The sequence below is a fragment of the Pseudobacter sp. genome (genome assembly GCF_051955275.1).
GTDB lineage: Bacteria > Bacteroidota > Bacteroidia > Chitinophagales > Chitinophagaceae > Pseudobacter.
The window spans coordinates 23848-41295 of record NZ_JBQCGW010000080.1; the positions used below are offsets into that span (position 1 = coordinate 23848).

Genomic DNA, 17448 nt, shown 5'->3' on the forward strand with positions numbered 1-17448 from the left:
AAAATCTGCCATTATGAGAAAATTGCTCTTTTTCCTGGCGGCCATATCCTTTCTAACGATTATCTCCCCAGCCGCAATCGCCCAGCAGACCTATACTGTCAATGGAACTGTCAGAAACAGTCTCAACAAAGAAATTGTTCCTGCCGTGTCTGTAGTGATCAAAGGAACTTCCATCGGGACCTTCACAGACGAACGTGGAAATTTCAGGATCACCAGTACCCAGGCGCCTCCGTTCACACTCGTGTTCTCTTCCATCGGTTACGATGCGAAGGAAGTAATTGTCAGCAGCACCAGCGCACCCGTTGAGGTCAGCTTCGAGCCCGCTTCCTCACTCGGTGCGGAAGTAGTGGTGTCGGCCAGCCGCGTGGCGGAACGCATCCTGGAATCTCCGGTTTCCATCGAAAGGATGAGCGCTGCCAATGTGCGTGCCTCCGCTGCTCCCAACTTCTACCAGGGCATCGCCAACCTGAAAGGGGTGGACATGACAACTTCCTCCATCACTTTCAATACCATCAGCACCCGTGGTTTCAATGGAAGCGGAAACCTCCGCTTCAACCAGCTGGTGGATGGAATGGACAACCAGGCGCCCGCCCTCAACTTTGCAGTAGGCATCATCCTCGGTCCCACAGAACTGGATGTTGACAATGTGGAACTGCTCCAGGGTGCATCTTCCGCGCTCTACGGACCGGGAGGTATGAACGGCACCCTGCTGATGACCAGCAAGAGCCCCTTCAAATACCAGGGCCTCAGCTTCCAGGTGAAACAAGGTGTAATGCATACAGACCGTCAGCAGAGAGCTACTGCTCCTTACTACGACTGGGCCTTCCGCTGGGGTAAAAAAGTAAGCGAGAAATTCGCCTTCAAGATCGGCGGCCAGTTCATCCAGGCCAAGGACTGGCAGGCACAGGACTACAGGAACCTCAACAGGAATAACGTACTGAGCTCCGTGAAAGACGGAACCCGTGCTTCCGATAATAATTATGATGGTATCAATGTGTATGGAGATGAAGCCAGCGCAAGCATGGCGGGTATTGCCCAGGTAGGGATCTTCAATCCTGCCTCTAACCCATCACTGCCCGGTGTGATCGCAGCACTTACACAGGCAAATGGCGGTACTGCTCCTTCACAGGCACAGATCCTCGGTTTTTACGCCACTTCCAATAACCCGCAACTGGCTCCCCTCAGGGCGCTGGCCACCGGCCTTACTCAGGGCTACTTCGGTCAGCAGACCATCAGCCGTACAGGTTATAATGAAGTAGACGTTGTTGATTACAATTCTTACAGCGTAAGACTCAACGGTGGTTTATATTATAAGATCACCAACGATATCGAAGCATCCCTGGTGGCTTACTGGGGTACCGGTACCACAGTGTACACTGGTGCTGACCGTTATGCACTGAAGAATTTCAAACTGGGTCAATATAAAGCCGAGATCAAAGGACGCAACTGGTTCCTCCGTGGTTATACCACCCAGGAAAATTCCGGTGATTCCTATACGGCCACCACAGCAGCCCTGTATGTGAACAATGACTGGAAAGCGAACTCCACCTGGTTTGGTGAATACTCCGCCACCTATGCAGGCGCCCGCGCACAGGGAGCACCCGATGCCGTTGCACACGCGGCCGCCCGTGCCGCTGCTGAAACCGGACGTTTCCTGCCGGGTACAGATCAGTTCAAAACATCCCTGAACGACGCCATCAACACCAATATCAACGACGGTGGCGCCAAGTTCGCCGATAAATCCAGCCTCTACCATGTAGAAGGCCAGTACAATTTCTCCGAGCATATCAAAGTGCTGGAAGTGATCGTAGGAGCCAATTACCGTTCTTATCACCTGAATTCCAACGGCACCATCTTTGTGGACACTGCCGGTACTATCAAGATCGATGAATACGGTGGTTATGTTCAGGTATCTAAAAAACTTTTCAACGATGTGCTGAAACTCACTGCCAGCGGCCGTTACGACAAGAGCAAGAATTTCGACGGACGCTTCACGCCAAGAGTGACTGCCCTGATCCAGATCGCGAAGGATAATAACCTGCGCCTCTCTTATCAGAACGCTTACCGTTTCCCAAGCACGCAGGACCAGTACATCAATCTGAAAACGCCTGGCGCCAGGCTGATCGGTGGATTACCATCTTTCCAGGATTATTTCAATTTCACCAATAACCCGGTTTACACTGCCGAAAGCATCGGGGCTTACCGCGCAGCGCTTGCCGCCGGACAAACACCGCCTGCACTCGAGAAAGCACCATTTGCACCGCTGAAACCGGAAACTGCCAACTCCTATGAGTTCGGCTATCGCGGTCTGCCTACCAAAAGATTGCTGATAGATGCGTATGTGTATTACTGTGAGTATAAAGATTTCATTGGCCGCAGGGCCGTTGGTCGTGCCACTGTGCCAGGCGGCATTGCCAACCCGCTCACTACCGAGAACTTCTCTTACCCTGAGAATTCTGCCCAGAATGTAAAAGCTATTGGTTGGGGTGTCGGCTTCGATTATATGCTGCCTAAACGTTACAGCCTGAAGGCGAATGTTTCCGGGGACCAGCTGAAAGATGTTCCTGCCAACTTCGTTACTTTCTTCAACACACCTAAAGTGCGTTACAATATTGGTCTGAGCAACGATGGTATCAATAATTCAAACTGGGGCTTCAACGTACAGTACCGCTGGCAGAGCAAGGTTGAATGGGAAGGAACTTTCGCTTCCAGCGAGATCCCTGCCTTCGGCACCCTGGATGCACAGATCAGCTACAAGTTCCCTGCTATCCGCAGCCTGATCAAACTCGGTGCGAGTAACCTGCTCAACAAATACTATGTGAGTGCGCTGGGTAATCCTGAGATCGGTGGTGTGTACTACCTGTCTTTCGGATACAATATTTTTTAATTGGTTATAACACTATAAAAGCAAAGCCCCGGAATGAACCGGGGCTTTGCTTTTGGCGATGATAATATGAAGAAACATTCTTGAGTCAAAAGTAGGGGCTGGTACCGTTCTGCAGCTACGTAATATATTGCTACGTGTAATAGAGCCGGGTCTGGAAAGTTCTTGCTGCTTACCGGTTGTGCCAGCCCCTGTTGGTTCAGGGCACAGGATTGGATTTGGTTTATTACAGAAGGATATTGGATTGCTTTTCTGTATGATGTAAAAGAATAAAACTTTTATCACATGTTCATGTGAATTCGGTTGGGTTGTATTAATCCTGCAATGAATCAATGTATTAATGGTTCGGAAAAAAAATACCCCGGCTGAAGCCAGGGTATTTCTATAATGGTGTATTGAAACTTATACGTTGAAACGGAAGTGCATCACGTCTCCATCCTTTACGATGTATTCCTTTCCTTCGATCCTCAGCTTGCCTGCTTCACGCGCAGCGGATTCGGAACCGTACTGGATATAATCATCATAACCGATCACTTCAGCCTTGATAAATCCTTTTTCAAAATCAGTGTGGATCACACTGGCGGCCTGTGGTGCTTTCCAGCCTTCGTGGATCGTCCAGGCCCTTACTTCCTGAACGCCGGCAGTGAAATAAGTATAGAGATCGAGCAGTTTGTAGGCAGAACGGATCAACCTGTTCAGCGCGGGCTCGGTCATTTTGTATTCTTGCATGAACAGCTCGCGGTCGGCAGGGTCTTCCATTTCCGCGATCTGTGCTTCAATGGTATTGTTCATTACAATCACCTGTGCATTCTCATTGGCAACTGATGCCTTGAGGGCTTCGGAGAATTTATTGCCGGTATGCATGCTGGCCTCGTCCACATTGGCAACATACAATACAGGTTTTTCGGTAAGCAGGAAGAGGTCGGCGAGCGCCACTTTCTCTTCTTTGCTAAGGTCAAGCCCGCGGATGCTCTTGCCTTGTTCCAGGTGTGCTTTGGCACGAAGCAATACATCCAGTTCAGCTTTCATTTTGGGATCGGTGCGGGCCATTTTCTCGGTACGCCCGATCTTCTTTTCAACGCTTTCCAGGTCTTTCAGCTGCAGCTCAGTATCGATGATCTCTTTATCGCTCACCGGATTGATGGCGCCTTCATCGCGAAGCACATTCTCATCCTCAAAGCAACGGATCACGTGGATGATGGCATCCACCTCGCGGATATTGCCCAGGAACTTGTTGCCAAGTCCTTCACCCTTGCTGGCGCCGCGTACCAGGCCCGCAATGTCCACGATCTCGATCTGGGTAGGAACGATCCTGTCCGGAACCACCAGTTCGGCCAGTTTGGCCAGGCGGCTGTCAGGAACATCCACCAGCCCCACATTCGGCTCGATGGTACAGAAACGGTAATTGCTGGCCTGCGCTTTTGCGCTGCTGCTCACCGCATTAAATAAGGTTGACTTTCCAACGTTAGGCAATCCTACGATACCTGCTTTTAAACCCATGATGTTTGATTTCTTGTTTTTAGCGCCGCAAAGATACATTAATGCTTCCATTTTACATTTTCCTTCCTCTAAATGGCTGTATTACCGGGGTTTCTACTATCTTAGGCAAATATTCCGGCATGGACCGAAGCCCGCGCTCCGCCAACATTCCGGCAGCTCCCTTAACCAAACCGTAAACAACAAATCACCGGAAAAATGGTATTAAACTTTCTCTGGATCGCCTTCTTCCTGATTGCATTTATAGTGGCTTTGATCCGGTTGTTAATGGGCGACACTGAAGTTTTCAAGCACATCATGGACGGCGTTTTCGACTCAGCCAAGACCGGCGTTCAGATCTCCATCGGCCTGATCGGTATCATGGCCCTCTTTCTGGGATTCATGAATGTGGGCGAAAAAGCAGGTGCCATCCGCTTCCTGAGCCGTATCGTAGGACCGTTCTTCAATAAACTCTTTCCCGAACTGCCGAAGAATCACCCGGCCATGGGGCATATGATGATGAATTTCTCGGCCAACCTGCTGGGGCTCGACAATGCCGCCACACCATTCGGCCTGAAATCCATGCAGAGCCTGCAGGAGGTGAACCCCGACAAGGAAACGGCCTCCAATTCACAGATCATGTTCATGGTGCTGCACGCCTCCGGCCTTACCATCATCCCGGTAGCCATCATCGCGCAACGCGCCATCCTCAAATCGAACAATCCCACAGAAATATTCATCCCCGCCATCATCTGCACTTTTGTGGCCACCATGGTGGCGATAGGTGTTACCGCCATCTGGCAGAAATTCAACCGCCAGCAATGGATCACTATCATTGCCGTAGGCGCTTTCGGAGCATTACTGCTCGGTGGATTGGGATTCTTCCTCCGTTATTCATTGAGCAATGAACGCGCATCCGCCTTCTCCACCATTGTGAGCAATGGCCTGATCATGCTGTTCTTTGTGGTGATGATCCTTGGTGGCATGTGGAAGAAAGTGCATGTGTACGATGCCTTCATCGAGGGCGCCAAACAGGGTTTCGATGTAGCAGTGAAAATCATTCCTTACCTGGTGGGTATGCTGGTGGCCATCAGCGTGCTCCGCAACTGCGGTGTATTCGATTATATGATCGATGGACTGAGCTGGGTGGTACGCAGCATGGGCTTTGATGCCAAATGGGTGGAAGCCATGCCTACGGCGCTGATGCGGCCTTTCAGCGGCAGCGGCTCCAGGGCCATGATGATCGATGCCATGAAAGTGAATGGCGCTGATTCTTTCATCGGAAGACTGAGCTGCCTGTTCCAGGGTTCAGCCGATACAACGTTCTATATAGTGGCACTTTATTTCGGATCAGTGGGTATCAAGAAGACCAGGTATGCGATACCGGCTTCACTGATAGCGGATCTGGCAGGTATCATTGCGGCGATATTCATTGCGTATAACTGGCCGTGGAGTAGTTAAGCCGATCACAATCGAAGCATATAAAAGTAGAAGGCCGCCATATTTAAAGGCGGCCTTACTTTTCTCATGTTACCGATGTTTGTAGTGTATCTGACCCGAAACTTTTATTATTGAACGATCATTGCTGAAACGTTTGGCATCAGTGTTCCAGTTGTTCTGCTTTTCCAGCCTCTCGCAAAGAAGGTATAGATCCTGCCAGCTACCGGATTGATCTTGTTACCGGCTGCAACGTTGATGGTTGTATTGGTGCCTGCCAGTTTCACATAGTACGACACATTACCGGCAAATACATCCATATATTCGGTTACCTGTTTGTATTCGACATTGCCGGCGATCTTCACGTTATCCCTGTAAAAATCGAGGGGGCCAGCATCAGGAATAAGGTGCACGAATTTAATCCTCACTTTACCAGAGTCTGTAGGTCTGTCCACATCATCCTGTACAAGTACGGAAGTTGTATTCGGGAATGAATCCGTTACAAAAAGCGTATATCTTTTTGCGTCCAGCTGCTGGGAGAATTCCAGGAGTTTTACTGAATCCTCACTGGTGCCCACTTTCTGGATGCTGAAAGAGAAATTAAGATTGCCTGGCGTAAAGCTCAGGTAATCGCTGTGATTCAGACCAAGCGTATTGAGGCCACCTCCGGGAAAGGGCGTATTGTACACCAGGTTCGGACTAACCCTTTCTCCATTCACCTTCAGCTGTGCGGCAGGGTTAGGTACAGTAGGACTGAAGTATCCTATTTTAAGCCTGGCAGTATTCTGCACTTCTGTACGGGTAGTGAGGTTGAATGTATTTTTTTCGCATGACAGCAGTAAGGCGCCTCCCGCGAGTATTACTGCCAATAGCAAAGATGTAATTTTCATTTTTGTATGTTTTAAGTTGACAGTAATCAGGGTTTGCTGAACCACATTTCATACGTGTGATAATCACTGTTCATGCCTCCCAGCGGGATCAATGCATCCACATTCCATACATACTCTGAGTTGAACCTTGGACGTACGCGGTAGGCGAGCTTGCCCTGGTTAGCTGTTTCCAGCGTTGCAGGTGGAGTCCAGGCATTGTACACAGGAGCATCATGATACACCGGATCCAGGTCAAAGTTGTAATGATTTTTCCTGAGGTCAGTCCAGGTTTCCAGCAGTCCCCATCCCCAAAGTGCGATATATTTCTGGAGCATGATATCTGCCAGACGCAGGTCGTTGGGATTCTGCTCTACCGCAACACCATTCAGATAACCGTTCACTTCCACTGCAGGAATTGCTCTTGTATTGAACACGGCCACATTACCACGAGGGAACACGGTGCGGTTGATGAAATCAAAGTGTGCTTTGATGCCTGCTTTGTAAGCAGTGTGCGCAGCCATCATATCTGTATTGCTTCTGTATAGCGCTTCTGCTTTGATGAACTGCATTTCGGCATAGGTCATTACTGGTTGCACGGCTTTATCGCGGAAAATGTACTTACCCAGCGTAGGAATGAATACACCGGAAATACGTGGGTTTCCGGTAGTACTGTCCTGCCACATTTGAGAGATCACTTTGTTACCTGTGTTGGGATCGCCAGTTCCGGGGATACCGCCGTTATAGCCACCGTTCTTTGTGCCAGATGTGTCTTTGGAAGCAGATAGCATATGAGGAAGACGAGGATCGCGGCTGGCGCTGTCCCTGTTGCCTACCAGGATGGAACCATCCATCAGTCCGACAATGAAGGCGCTCTGCCTGAAATGCGTGAGGTTATCCCTGGAAGGTCCGAAGAAGTTGGAGTCATCGGTCTTGGTACCATCAAATGGTAGCAGGAAGTCATCGTTGTTACTACCCATCGCTTTGTTCACATAATCCACCACCACCATCGGGTCAAAACCAGCTTTGTTGGAGAGGTTATTGTAATTGCGGGCCAGCAGTCCGTATACGAACTTCTTCCATTTGGTTACATCGCCATCATACACATAATCTGTTGTTTTCAGACGCACCGTGGTTGGCTCGTAATCTGTTTTATCCAGGTATTTGATCGCTGAATCACAGTAACGGCGTACGCCCATGTAAATTTCTTCCTGTGTATCGTATTTGAAGGAAGTGCCTTCATCTTTGAATGCTTCGGAGAAAATAGCTTCACCGGAATAGTCGGTCACCATCTGGAAGCTGTATGCTTTCAATGCCCATGCAGCTCCTACATAATCCCACTGCCTGTTCTCTTCACCCACTTTGATGATATAGTCCAGGTTTCTGCCCATACCGTAGTAGGTCATACGCCAGATATCGCCACCTGCGTCTGATGCGGATACATACCCGTGCTTATCCCAGGTAAATTCTGTGGTAGCGCGACCGGTATTGGTCACCCAGTTCTGGATGATCTTTCCCAGATAACGGCCATCCCATTGTACGCCACGTGAAATAGCGGCCAGCTGTGTCGGGAAAACGGAAGCCACACCGGGGCTCTGCGGTGTATCAGGATCCTGGTTTACATCGAGCCACTTTTTACAGGATGAGGCGGTAAGCATCAGCCCTGCGAGTATTGCTATAGAGAATGTTGATTTTTTCATACTTCAAAGTTTTTGATCTTTTACAATTGCACCCTTACACCAAAGTTGATAGCCCTTGGCGTGGCAATGGAGCCATAATCGATACCAGCACCGCCATATCCGCGTGCGAACGCTGTATTGGCATTGATACTGGGATCAGCTCCTGTGTAATTGGTGATGATGAAAAGATCGGTACCTGTAACAAAAACAGATGCACCCTTGAACACCTTCTGACGCTTCATAATGGACTGTGGCAGTGTATAGGAGAGGGTTACATCGCGGAGACGCAGCCAGTCAACAGATTCAATGAAATCACCTTCTGTGAGGTTGTCGGCACCAAAGTATTCGGATTTGTACATCGGAGTGATGGAGATATTGTTCTGTGTTGGTTTTGCAGAGTTCTCCTGACCATCATTCAATACGCCTTTGATGATGATACTTTTCTCACGGTCAAGTGTACGTTTGCTCAAACCAGTGAGGAAGAGCACATATTCGTTACCGTTGAATACATCACCGCCCTTGCGGATATCGATATTGAAGCTGAGGTTGAAGTTCTTGTAACGTACGTTGTTGATCAGACCGATCTTGTAATCAGGCTGACGGTCGCCTACCACTTCAAAGTCAGAGCCACGAAGCGGCAAGCCGTTGCTGGCGTTGATGATCAGGTCGCCGTTATTATTGCGTCTGTACCTGTAACCGGAAAGGTTGCTGGTGAAGGCGCCTTTGTATAACTGAGAACGCAGGTTACCGAATACCCAGGTGTCGGAATCATAGTAGGTAGGAAGGCCTTCAGGCATTTCCAGCACCTGTCCCACGTTCCTGTCGAAGTTCACGGTAACATCCCATTTCAGGTCGCGCGTTTTCACTGGCGTACCGGTCAGTTGTACTTCGATACCCCTGTTCTCAACAAGACCGCCATTGAACCATTTGATGATATAACCTGTGCCGTATGATGCCCTGGCAGCAAGGATCTGGTCTTTACTGCGCTGAGAGTACCAGGCGAAGTCGATGCCGAATCTTTCATTGAAGAACCTCATTTCGGCGCCGATCTCCAGGTTGCGTGTGAACTCAGGTTTGATCTTTACGTTGTTTCCGGTCACTCCATACGCATAACCACCACCGGTACTGGCAGCGGACTCGAAGGAGTTATCGATGATATAAGCAGCATAAGGCGCTTTACCGGTAGTAGCATAGGAAAGGCGTGCCTTACCATAGTTGAGCCAGGCCAGGTTCTTGAAGATATTCAGGTCACTGAATACAAATGCCAGTGAACCGCCGTAGAAATCGTAATAGGGGCTCTTATCCACCACACGGCTCATGAGAGTAGAGTTTCCTTCTTTAGTGCCGGAGAGCGAGAGATAAAGGATATCATTATATCCGATACTGAGGTTGCTCAGGAAGCGGAACTTCCTGATCTCCGTTTCTGTGAGCCTGGATGTTCTGGAAAGGGGATCGGTATTATTGATGGAATTGAAATTCTTCTCATAAAAACGCTCGCCTTTCAGTGAGTTGATAACAGTGCTGTTATCATCAAAGGAAATACCGGCAGAGAAACTGTTGGTGAATTTACCGATATCCTTTTTGAAGGTAGTACGCAGGTTACCACTCAGGTTCCTGGTATTCTGAGTGTAAGTAGAAATAAATCCACCGGAGGCAACACCATAACGGGATTCAGGATGCGTCACAAACGATCCTGTCTGGGAATAAGCATCGATGCCCATGGAGCCGCTGATATTCCACCATTTGAAGGGATCGTAGTTCAGCTGCACGTTGCCGGTGCTGCGGCTTACCTTATCCCTTGCAGGGTTCTTGTATACATCCCAGAACGGATTATCGAATTCGGTGGTGGCAGTACCATCACCACGCAGCAGTTTACGGCCACCGGTTGGCGTCATATAATCTCTTGCATCGTTGTCGATAGGCCAGTTGAGCAGGGTGAGGAAATATGATCCCATACCCTTGGAAGCCTTACCGGTTTCAGAAGTAAGATAGGTGAATGATGAGTTGACGCTGAGGTTCTTTCTCAGTTTTGTGCTGGCGCTGAGGCGCAGGCTGAGATTGGTGAAGTCTGTGCCGGGGATCACACCATCCTGCCCGGTATAACTGGTAGCCAGGCGGTAAGTGGTGTTCTCACTGCCACCCTCAAACGAAAGATTATGTTTTTGTGTGAAGCCTGTTTTAAAGAAGTTCCCGAAGTTATCGAAGAACTGTGTATTCTCAGGGTATTTGGGCCCAAAGAAGGCATACAATGCGCCGAGTGAAAAAGGGTTCACTGTTGCATTGGGATTGGAAATACCTGCGGTACCTCTGCCGTAAGTGGTCTGTACTTCAGGGAACCTGTATACTTTCTCAGTTCTGAAAGAATTATCGTACGTGATGGAAGTGGATCCTGATTTCCCTTTTTTAGTGGTGATGATCAGGGCGCCTGAGGCACCATCGGCACCATACAGTGCGGTGGCTTCGGGTCCTTTCAGAACGGTAACAGTCTCAATATCATTTGGATTGATATCCATGGCGCGGTTGCTGTAATCGTTGTTCCTGTTATTGAAGCTTACGCCGCCGCCTGCCACCAGCGCTTCCTGGTTGAAGGTCTGGTTGTCGTAAGGAACCCCATCCACTACTATCAGCGGCTGGTTATTACCACCGATGGAGGTGGCGCCCCTGAGGATAATAGAGGTAGAAGAACCAGGTGCGCCCGAAGTGCTGGTGATGGAAGCGCCCGGAATACGGCCTGCCAGTGAATTGAAGAAGTTGTCGCGCTGCGTTTCCGCGATCTCTTTACCTGAAACGGTAGGGGCCTGGTAACCCAGTTCGCGTGGTTTCTTCTTGATACCATAGGCAACGGTCACTTCCTGTAACTCACGGGAAGTGGACTTCATGGTAATGGTTGCATTTTCTTCTTTACCTACAGTAAATGTGGTGGATTCATAACCAACGAAAGTGAACAATAAAACCTGTCCGGGTGCAGCCGAGATCTTGAATTTTCCGGAAGGGTCTGTCTGTGTTGATTTGTTGGTGGCCCTGTTCAGGACCGTTACGCCCTGTAATGGAGTCTGGGCATCATCAGTAACCGTACCCAACAACGGATGTTCCTGGGCAAAAAGGTAGCTCAATGGCAATACGAATAGCATTACCACAAGCCAGAGTTTTTTTCTCATAGCGAGGTGTTTGTCGTTAATGTATCAGGGATATATGCAGTCTTACAGTACTTCTATGCCAGCGTCTTTATATGGTTTCAGCAGAGGGTCATCGGGTGACAGTTCAGTAATAAGGGTGTGAATCTTACTGATGTCATCGATGTGGATCGGTTGCAGGGAATTTATCTTTTCGGCGATAGTAAGGCAAACCACTTTCTGCGCCGATTCAATCATCGCTTTCTTCAGGGTAACTACGTCCCAGTCATTATCGGTAATTCCATTCTTTATATCTATGGCGTTGATGCCAAGGAAACAGAGGTCGGCACGGATCCTTTTGATCTGTGCAATGGCTTCAGCGCCCACGGTGATCTTGGAGTTCTTGCTCACTTTGTCTCCGATCAGGATCACATCGATGGAAGGGTGGTGCATGTACTCCAGCACAACCGGGATACTACCTGAAATGAAAGTAGCCTTCAGTTGCGGGGGCAATGCCCTGGCCAGCTCGATGATGGTAGTACCACCGGTGGTCAGCACAAACATGCCATCTTCTATCAGCGATGCCGCTTTTTGCGCAATGATCTTTTTATTATCTAGCGAATAAACGTTGTTGGATGGATAATAAACCTGGCTGAAGGAATGAGATAACGCTCCACCGTGCACTTTAATGATTTTGCCTTCATCCGCCAGTTCCTGCAAGTCTCTGCGGATCGTATCTTCAGATACGCTGATCTCCTGGCTCAATGATGAGGAGAGCACCTTGTTGTGGAGATTAACCTGATGCAGAATATACGCTTGTCTTTCCTTTTTGAGCATATCGTTAGCTGGTTACCCGGTAAAATAAAGTAAATTCCTGCACAAAACCGCACGAAATGTTAAAATTATTGGCAAAATCGGCATTAAAATTTTAGAGCTCGCATGTACATGCGGGTTTCTGAAGGAATGAGCCGTCTTTTTGCCGGTACGGTTGCAGTTTGTTGCAGAAGTAAGATACTTATTTTAGGGTAAACCGCACAGTAACGGCAAAAGCATCGGGAACAAAGTTGATATCGGGGATGATATCCAGTTCAGGTTTCCAGTCGGCGGAAATATTGATAGGAGCTTTCGGGAAGGTATACTCGATACCTAAAATACCGGTTGGACCAAGATAAGTGTTCTTATCCTGCCAGCCCGCAAAAAATCCCGCACCATAGAACCAGCGCAGTCCGGGCGTTGAAAAATTCTGATGCAGCTCCAGCAGCGCGCCCAGTCCGAACCGGGAGCCGAAGGAGATCAATCCTTCAACAGCACTCTTGTCCGTTACATTGTACTTTCCACTGATGGAGTTGTTGAGCGTGGGGGTTGAATTGCTTAACCGGAGGCCTACGCCGAACCGGTAATCCTGAGCAGATGCTTGCTGGCTGCTGATCACAAAAGCGCCCGCCAGGAGCAGGGTTACAATGATCCTTTGCATAATTTCTGTTTAATACCGGAAAACGAAAATGATGCCATTGTAGTGATAACGGCCCTGTTAAAGTTCCTGCAAAGGAAAGTGAAATATATGTGAAGCAACTTAGTTGCCGAAGAGCTCGAACTTGGTCTTGGGCCTGCGCTTGTCGTGCCACTTGAAATTACGCAATACTTTTTCCTGTTCCGTAGCGGTGCTCACCGGAAGGAAACCTGCACTGGGTGCACTGATGATCACTATTTTGTCAAGCTCCTTATTCAGGAAGCGCAGATCGATGATATCTCCATGTGCATTGTTGATCCCTACCAGCGCACTGTCCTCATCTTTGGCCCAGTACACACTTTCAGCATTGCCTTTGGCGCGTACATAATCGATGGTGCCATCGATGAACATCGCAGTGATACGGTTGCCCTTGAGCTGGTTGAACATATTCTCCCCCGTTTTTGAAACGGCCAGTGCATTCTCAAATACGAAAAGCCTGTCTGCTTTCTTGTTCTTCGTATACAGGTATATGGTATCGCCGGTGAGCTGGTTGTCACCGTTCCATACAATGGGATCGGTGAACAGCCTGAAGATGCTGTCCTTACCGGAATAGAACAGACTATCTGCAACGGCCTGCAATGAGTCGGAGAAGATCCGCACATTGTGGAAGGCCTGGAAATAACGGTCAGTGCTGTCGTTGGCTTTTGTTGTATCCGTGATGATCACCGGGTCTTTGCCTTTTTTAGGGGCAGCCGGTTTTTTTGCCGCGAGCGTATCTGCCGGTGGTTTGATGGCCGTTGCCGGAGGATTGACAACTACCGGCGGGTTTTTAACAACCACAGGCGCTTTCACGCCGGTATCTATGGTGATAGCCACAGCGGAATCGCCGGGTTCCGTCTGCATCATCTGTTTCACCAACGCTCTCACGGAATCGTTGTTTCGATGGGCCGAATCGATCTTTGTTGCCATGATGCTGTCCACCAGGTTACCCGGTGTAAAAGTTGTGTCCTTCTCCGTTGCTTTTCGGTTATTGATCAACGATATAGCTGTGGAGTCCTTTAATGCCTGTTTGCGTTGTGCGGCAATGGCCTTCGCAACGCTGTCGCGGGCTGCATTCACGGCAGATACCGAATCCAGGTGCCTTTGCAGTTTGCTCAGCCTTCCGCAAAACAAAGTGTCTCCAGCAATATAGATGGAGTCTGAGTCCTGTGTGAGGATCATCAGTGGCTGCGGGGTGGCAAAGCAAGTACCTTCCCCCGCGTTGGCCCTGATATAGTTTGCCAGGATGGAAATTCCCTGGGCAGAGTCCACATACACTGCATTGCCGGTAAGTACGCTGATACCGGTATGATCATCGCGGTCGATCTGGTTGGCGATAACACGGGTACGCGCTTTGGCATCTGTGATCACGGGCCTGCCGGCAAAATAGGCCTTCCTGTTCTTTACATCGTATGTGCCTTCCCGTGCTTCGATGGTCCTGCCGGAAGTATCGGTGATATGAGTCCTGGAAATGAAAGTGGAGATCTCGGTTTCCGTATTGTACAGCAGCGAGTCTGTTCTTACGGTAGAGCCCGGGTCTTTCAGCACTACATTCTTTTTGAAGTACACGTCCTTCATCTCTCCATAATAAGTGCCTTCCTGGCTGGTGAGCACTGATTTGCCGTTCTCCACGCGGCCGCCATTGTAGTAGTCGCCGATCTTTTCATTGGCATCATACCGCATCTCTTCCGTATGCAGGGTGATCTTGCCGTCGGTGAGCTTCACCTTCTTCTTCAGGTTGGCGATGCGTGTATCTATATAATAAAGGAGATACTGACTATAGGTATGAATACTGTCGGCATCATTGATATGTACGTTGCCGAAGGCTTCCAGTGTCCTGTCGCGTTTGTTGAGGATAGCCGAATCGCAATAGAAAGTGGTCTTGTTCTGTTTTACGATCACATTACCGGTCCAGATATTGAGCTCCGTTAAAGAGTCCTTTTTTTCGTACCTGTATTTCTGAGAGTTCACCCATTCCACCATTTTGCCGGTAGTATCGGCAGGAGAGGACTGTGCAAAAACATTGGATAGGAGAAGCAGGCTGAATACCAGCAATGCTGAAAAGCGCATCATTGTTTTAGTTCTCTTTGTTCGGAACAGAATCATATACTGGTGCTGTTATCGGTCCGCTTTTGTCTTTCCTTCCAAACACGGAAATATTCACGTAGCGTTTGGGGTGGAGGCGGAAATCGTCGAGCAAAGTAGTCAAACTCCTGTTGGTCTGGCGGAGCTCATCGTACAATTTGCGATCATTTAACAGGAGGCCCATCGTATTATCTTTCTGCGTGGTCTTGGATACAGCGGTGCTCAGTTTGTTGGTCACGCTCTCCAGGTTATCGATGGTTTCTTTGATCTTGGCATTGGCGAGATTGTTGGAAGTCTTCTCCAGGTTATCAACTGTTGCTGTTATCTTTTCATTGCTCTTAGCCAGGTTGCCTGTTACGGATTCAACATTGGTAAGGCTTTTAGCCAGCATGCCTGTCTGGGCATCCAGCAATTTATTGAGGCTCTGAGTGGAATGTGTAAGGTTGGCGATGATGGAAGCCAGGTTGTTCTTGGTGTTGGGATCCAGCAGGCTGTTGAGGTTCTTTACCAGTGTATCCAGGGAGTTCAGGGTCTGGGTAGCGCTGGCCAGGGCAGGGTCGAGGCTTGCCTGGAGTTTGTCTGTAAGCCCTTTTACCGGTCTTGTGCTGAGCGTATCACCATCGGTCATGTATTGAGAATCGTTGCCGAGAATGATCTTGAAACTGGTGGAAGATCCCAGCAGGTCTGTGCTCAGGCTGGCGAAAGAGTTCTTCGGGATATTCACTTCCTGGGTGAGGGTAATGCCTACGATGATGCCGGACATGTTCTGATCCTTTGCTTCTATCAGGCTTACTTTACCAACCTGCAGGCCGTTCACGGTAACAGGGTTGGAGATCATCAATCCTTCAACGGATGGGAATACTGCGAATAATTTATGCTTGGTGGTGTTGAAATCTTTTCCTTTCAGGAAGTTAAATCCGAGGATCAATACCGCAATGGCAATTGCTGTGAGCGACCCAACTTTAGTTTCATTAGAAATTTTCATGCAAATGATTTTTAGCGCTGCATCCTGTCAATCAGGAGGCAAGATGCATTTTTTTGAACGCCGCAGCAAAAATAAAACAATTGGGACAGATGCCGGTCATCATTTGGACCCTGTGGCCTCTTTGTAGCGCTTGACAGCCTGGAAGATATGTTTGGCGATGGCTTCCTGCCCTTTCGTATTATTGAGATAGTCCTCATCTTTACGATTGGAGATGAAGCCGGTTTCCACCAGTATGCTCGGCATGGCTGTGGCCTGCAGGATCCAGATCCCTTCATTGTTCCTTTGCTTAACACCCCGGCTGCTTCTGCCTCCTTTCTGAAATTCAGACTCCACGTAAGTAGCCAGGGTCAGGCTTTTATCAAAGTATTTTTTCGTCCAGAGTAAAGACCTGGCCTTGAATTCCGGGTCATTGATATCGGGAGTGTACTCGCCGTGCTCAGCCTCTTCAGACACTCTTTCGCCTACATATTCACCTTTTGCACCGGTGCGGTCAGCCGCCCAGATATACGTTTCAGTACCATGGGCCGGATTGGGAGAGGAATAGACCTTATATCTCGGAACGATACGTGTTTTCTTTTTCCTGTTCTTTCCCTTGCCGGTGTAATAAACCTCCTTTTTGGTACCCACTTTTTTGCGGGTGGTAATGGGAGGGGCGGAGTTGGCGTGAATGGAAATGTACAGGTCGCCCTTATGCTCATTGGCCATGGTTGCCCTGTAACGGTTATCCACAAACACATCCGTTGTCCGGGTGTATACCACTTTCACACCCGGCATTTGGCTCAGTAGTTTCCCCAGTTTGAGTGCAATAGCCAGACAAACAGCTTTTTCTGTTGAATATTTTCCACGGGCACCGATGGCTTTGCCGCCATGGCCGGCATCCACAATGATGGTCTTCAATGTGGGCTTCTGTACCGTCTCAGGCGTCTGGTACGCCGTCAGGGCCGTAACGATAACACAAATGGTAAGGCCACGAAGGATTGTTTTCAACATGCTATACTCATCGGTTTTTGAACGGGGGGAATTATTTCCGGTTGTTGTCTTTCTGGGCCGGGGGAGTAGTTGCAGGCTGACCATCGGCATTTGCCGGAGCAGACTGCTGCTCAACGGGCAGGTGCTGCTTATTCTCCAGGCTCTGCTTATACCGGAGGAGTGACACCATGATACTGGCCACGATCTCTTCCTGGCCTTTTTCACTGATGATATATTGCTCTTCTTCGGTATGTGTTACAAATCCTGTTTCTATCAGTACACTGGGCATACCCGTTGCCTGTAACACCCAGATGCCTTTTTCATTCCTTTGTTTGACGCCGCGGCTCACACGACCTCCTTTCACAAATTCTTCTTCTATGAATGTGGCCAGCAAAAGACTCTTGGAGAAATATTTCTTTTCATACAACTGTGAGCGGATGCGGGCTTCAGGAGAATTAAGGTCCA

Annotated in this window: 12 protein-coding genes; 2 read left to right on the forward strand and 10 right to left on the reverse strand. The window is 49.0% G+C overall.

Features of this window, described 5'->3' with window-relative positions:
• Nucleotides 1–13: 13 nt before the first annotated feature.
• Nucleotides 14–2887 carry a TonB-dependent receptor gene (locus tag ACTHMC_RS06935; RefSeq protein WP_440412052.1) on the forward strand — a complete coding sequence of 958 codons (2874 nt, stop codon included), beginning with the start codon at nucleotides 14–16 and terminating at the stop codon, nucleotides 2885–2887.
• A 399-nt stretch (nucleotides 2888–3286) separates the two neighbouring features.
• Here the strand turns inward: ACTHMC_RS06935 and ychF are convergent, their stop codons facing one another.
• Nucleotides 3287–4384 carry a redox-regulated ATPase YchF gene (ychF, locus tag ACTHMC_RS06940; RefSeq protein WP_440412054.1) on the reverse strand — a complete coding sequence of 366 codons (1098 nt, stop codon included), beginning with the start codon at nucleotides 4382–4384 and terminating at the stop codon, nucleotides 3287–3289.
• A gap of 195 nt (nucleotides 4385–4579) precedes the next feature.
• Between ychF and ACTHMC_RS06945 the strand changes: the two genes are divergently transcribed.
• Entirely contained in the window at nucleotides 4580–5821 is a 1242-nt protein-coding gene (locus tag ACTHMC_RS06945) for a nucleoside recognition domain-containing protein (RefSeq protein WP_440412056.1), read from the forward strand.
• 107 nt (nucleotides 5822–5928) lie between these two features.
• On the opposite strand, the gene ACTHMC_RS06950 is transcribed toward ACTHMC_RS06945, so the two are convergent.
• The 9 genes from ACTHMC_RS06950 to ACTHMC_RS06990 form a co-directional block, all read right to left on the reverse strand.
• Nucleotides 5929–6687 (reverse strand): DUF4397 domain-containing protein, encoded by a 759-nt coding sequence (locus ACTHMC_RS06950; RefSeq protein WP_440412057.1) that lies wholly within the window; start codon nucleotides 6685–6687, stop codon nucleotides 5929–5931.
• Nucleotides 6688–6713: 26 nt separating this feature from the next.
• Nucleotides 6714–8363, reverse strand: a complete 1650-nt coding sequence (locus tag ACTHMC_RS06955; protein WP_440412058.1) for a SusD/RagB family nutrient-binding outer membrane lipoprotein — start codon at nucleotides 8361–8363, stop codon at nucleotides 6714–6716.
• A 20-nt stretch (nucleotides 8364–8383) separates the two neighbouring features.
• Entirely contained in the window at nucleotides 8384–11500 is a 3117-nt protein-coding gene (locus ACTHMC_RS06960; protein ID WP_440412060.1) for a SusC/RagA family TonB-linked outer membrane protein, read from the reverse strand.
• 42 nt (nucleotides 11501–11542) lie between these two features.
• On the reverse strand, nucleotides 11543–12292 hold the full coding sequence (locus tag ACTHMC_RS06965; RefSeq protein ID WP_440412062.1) for a DeoR/GlpR family DNA-binding transcription regulator: 750 nt from the start codon (nucleotides 12290–12292) through the stop codon (nucleotides 11543–11545).
• A gap of 178 nt (nucleotides 12293–12470) precedes the next feature.
• A complete protein-coding gene (locus ACTHMC_RS06970) occupies nucleotides 12471–12929 on the reverse strand; it encodes a hypothetical protein (RefSeq protein ID WP_440412064.1) in 459 nt (152 codons plus the stop codon).
• A 99-nt stretch (nucleotides 12930–13028) separates the two neighbouring features.
• Nucleotides 13029–15017, reverse strand: coding sequence for an OstA-like protein (locus tag ACTHMC_RS06975; RefSeq protein WP_440412066.1), 1989 nt, complete (start codon nucleotides 15015–15017; stop codon nucleotides 13029–13031).
• 4 nt (nucleotides 15018–15021) lie between these two features.
• Complete coding sequence (locus ACTHMC_RS06980; protein ID WP_440412068.1) at nucleotides 15022–16014, reverse strand: MlaD family protein; 993 nt, start codon at nucleotides 16012–16014, stop codon at nucleotides 15022–15024.
• Nucleotides 16015–16113: 99 nt separating this feature from the next.
• Nucleotides 16114–17004: an N-acetylmuramoyl-L-alanine amidase family protein gene (locus ACTHMC_RS06985; protein ID WP_440412070.1), complete on the reverse strand. Its 891-nt coding sequence runs from the start codon at nucleotides 17002–17004 to the stop codon at nucleotides 16114–16116.
• A 31-nt stretch (nucleotides 17005–17035) separates the two neighbouring features.
• A partial coding sequence (locus tag ACTHMC_RS06990; RefSeq protein WP_440412071.1) for an N-acetylmuramoyl-L-alanine amidase family protein occupies nucleotides 17036–17448 on the reverse strand: 413 nt, incomplete at its 5' end.